The following is a 2571-nucleotide window of genomic DNA, read 5'->3' on the forward strand; positions in this document are numbered from 1 at the left end:
GCGGTGGCCGTGACCCCGCCCGCCCCGCGCCTGCGGCTCGGCTTCCTCACCCATGTCCAGGGCCGCGACGAGGACCCCGCCCGCACCTACCGGCAGGCCCAGGAGCTGTTCGTCGCCGCCGACGAACTCGGCTTCGACACCGGCTGGGTCGCCCAGCACCATGTGCCGCTCGGCGGCGGCGGCCTCTCCTCGCCCTGGACCTTCCTCGCCCACGCGGCCGCCCTCACCCGCCGCATCCGGCTCGGGACGGCGATCACCGTACTGCCGCTGGAGGACCCGCTCCGGCTCGCCGAGGACGTGGCCACCGTGGACACACTCAGCGGCGGCCGGGCCGAACTCGGCGTCGGCAGCGGCTCCCACCCGGACGAGTACGCGGCCTTCGGGCGGCCCGAACTCGCCGCGGACCCGGTGCGCCGCCGCGAGGTGACCACCGAGCACCTGGCCGTGCTCCGGGACGCCCTGGCCGGACGCGAGAGCGGCGCCACCGGCTTCCGTGTCCAGCCCGCGCCCGGCGACTTCGCCGGGCGGATCTGGCAGGGCGTCTTCAGTGCCCGCGGCGCGGAGCACGCCGCCGGGGCCGGCTCCCAACTCCTGCTCAACCGGGCCGCGTACGGCTTCGACGAGCCCACCGACGAGGTCCAGCGGCCCTGGGCACAGGCCTACCTCGCCGCCTGGCGGCAGCCGCACCCGCCGCGGATCGGGCTCTCCCGCTTCGTCTTCCCGGCCGCCGACCGGCGCACCGCCCTGGACCGCATCGCACAGGACGTGCACCAGGCGGCGTTGCGGATGGCGGAGCGCGGCACCTTCCCCCGCGGTCTGGACACCGCGGAGGCACTGCGCCGCTTCCACTGCTTCTACGGGGCTCCCGAGGACATCGTCGCCGCGCTGGCGGGCGAGCGGGTGCTGCCGCTGGCCACCGACCTCATCGCCCAGTTCAACCCGGCCGTCCCCGGCCACGACGCCGCCCTGCGGGCCCTGGAGCTGCTCGCGACCGAGGTCGCTCCCGCCCTCGGCTGGCGGCCCGCCCCCGACCCCACCCCCACACCGGCAGGAGCCCCGGCATGAGCGCGTACACCGACCACCCCACCCCCGAGGGCCTGCTCGTCCGCGGCACCGTCCTGATCGTCCCCGGCCGGGGCGAGACCCGTGCCACCTACGACCGGCTCGGCCGCCGCCTCGGCGCCGACGCCTGGCGGGTCCGCGTCCTCGACGCACCCGCCACCGACCCGGACGGCTGGGCCACCGCCCCCGCCCGCCTCGGCACCCGGCTCAGCGAAGCCCTCGCCGGGATCGGCGCCGCCGGCGACGCGGCCGAGGAGGCGCGGGCGAGCCCCGCACGCCCGCTCGTCCTGCTCGGCGCCGACACCGGAGCCGCCGCCCTCGCCGCCCTGCTCGCCGGTCCCGAACTGCCCGCAGCCGCCCGCCCGGACGGCGTGGTCCTCGCCGGTCTGCCCGCGCCCGGCACCGCCGCGGCCCCCGCCACCGCGCACGACTGGGACGCCGAACTGGAGGTGCGCACCGCCTGCCCCACCCACCGCGGGCGGCTCACCGACGACGCGGGTGTCCACCGAGGCGCCCTCGACAGCCCGGTCCCGGCAGCTCTGCTGAGCGCCGCCTACGAGGGTGATCCGGGCGTCCCGGCGCTGCTCCTGACCGGCGACGCCGACCCTCTGGGAGACCCCGCCGCGCTCGCCCGCACCGCCGCGTCCCTCTCCCGCGCCCGCCTCGCGGTGGTCCGCGGCGCCCACCACGACGTGCTCAACGACCTCCAGCACCGCGCCGTCGCCGCCGAGATCGTCACCTTCCTGGAAACCCTGCGCAACGGACTCGTACCGCTCGTCGCGGTCGAGTCCAGCACCTGGTGAACCGCACCCCGGCCCCGAACTCCCGGAACCGCACCCGCCCCGAACGACCCGAGAGCCTTACCCGCCCCGAACAACCAGAGTCGTACCGCTTCGCACGACCCGAGCCGTATCCCGCCCCGAACCGGAAGGCCCCACATGGCCGTCGTCCTGTCCGTCTCCGGCAGCCCCTCCGCCACCTCCCGCACCGCCCGCCTGCTCCGCCACCTGGACAGCAGGCTCGCCGCGCAGGGCCACGAGGTGATCCCGCTGGACGTCCGCACCCTGCCGCCCGAGGCGCTGCTCGGCGCCGACTTCGGGCACCCCGCACTCGTCGAGGCGGCGGCGCTCTTCGCCCGCGCCGACGGCGTGATCATCGGCACCCCGGTCTACAAGGCCGCCTACTCGGGACTCCTCAAGGCACTGCTCGACCTCCTGCCGCAGTACGCGCTGGAGGGCAAGACCGTGCTCCCGCTGGCCACCGGCGGCAGCACCGCCCACGTCCTGGCGATCGACTACGCGCTGCGCCCGGTGCTCAGCTCGATGGGCGCCGCGCACATCGTCCAGGGCTGGTTCACCCTGGACCGCGACCTGGCCGTCGACGACACCGGCCACCTGCGGATAGCCCCCGAGGCCGCCGCCCAACTCGGCCGCGTCACCGACCAGTTCGCCGGGGCGCTGGGCGCGGGGACCACCGTCCTGGCCGGCGGCTGACGGGGGCGGGGCCGCG

3 protein-coding genes are annotated in these 2571 nt (G+C 76.9%); all 3 read left to right on the forward strand.

Annotated features, from left to right (window positions below):
* The first annotated feature begins 9 nt into the window (after positions 1–9).
* The 3 genes from MID12_RS04645 (at position 10) to ssuE (ending at position 2555) form a co-directional block, all read left to right on the forward strand.
* Positions 10–1065 carry an LLM class flavin-dependent oxidoreductase gene (locus MID12_RS04645; RefSeq protein ID WP_263165044.1) on the forward strand — a complete coding sequence of 352 codons (1056 nt, stop codon included), beginning with the start codon at positions 10–12 and terminating at the stop codon, positions 1063–1065.
* Entirely contained in the window at positions 1062–1865 is an 804-nt protein-coding gene (locus tag MID12_RS04650; protein ID WP_263165045.1) for an alpha/beta hydrolase, read from the forward strand. The genes MID12_RS04645 and MID12_RS04650 overlap by 4 nt, the downstream gene beginning before the upstream one ends.
* 135 nt (positions 1866–2000) lie before the next feature.
* Positions 2001–2555, forward strand: a complete 555-nt coding sequence (gene ssuE, locus MID12_RS04655) for an NADPH-dependent FMN reductase (protein WP_263165046.1) — start codon at positions 2001–2003, stop codon at positions 2553–2555.
* Positions 2556–2571 lie beyond the last annotated feature (16 nt).

This window comes from Streptomyces sp. SCSIO ZS0520 (assembly GCF_025643355.1).
Taxonomy (GTDB): Bacteria; Actinomycetota; Actinomycetes; order Streptomycetales; family Streptomycetaceae; genus Streptomyces; species Streptomyces physcomitrii.

Coding starts and splice junctions, on each gene's coding strand:
- MID12_RS04650 (WP_263165045.1), top strand. CDS start 1,062: ATGAGCGCGTACACCGACCACCCCACCCCCGAGGGCCTGCTCGTCCGC.
- ssuE (WP_263165046.1), top strand. CDS start 2,001: ATGGCCGTCGTCCTGTCCGTCTCCGGCAGCCCCTCCGCCACCTCCCGC.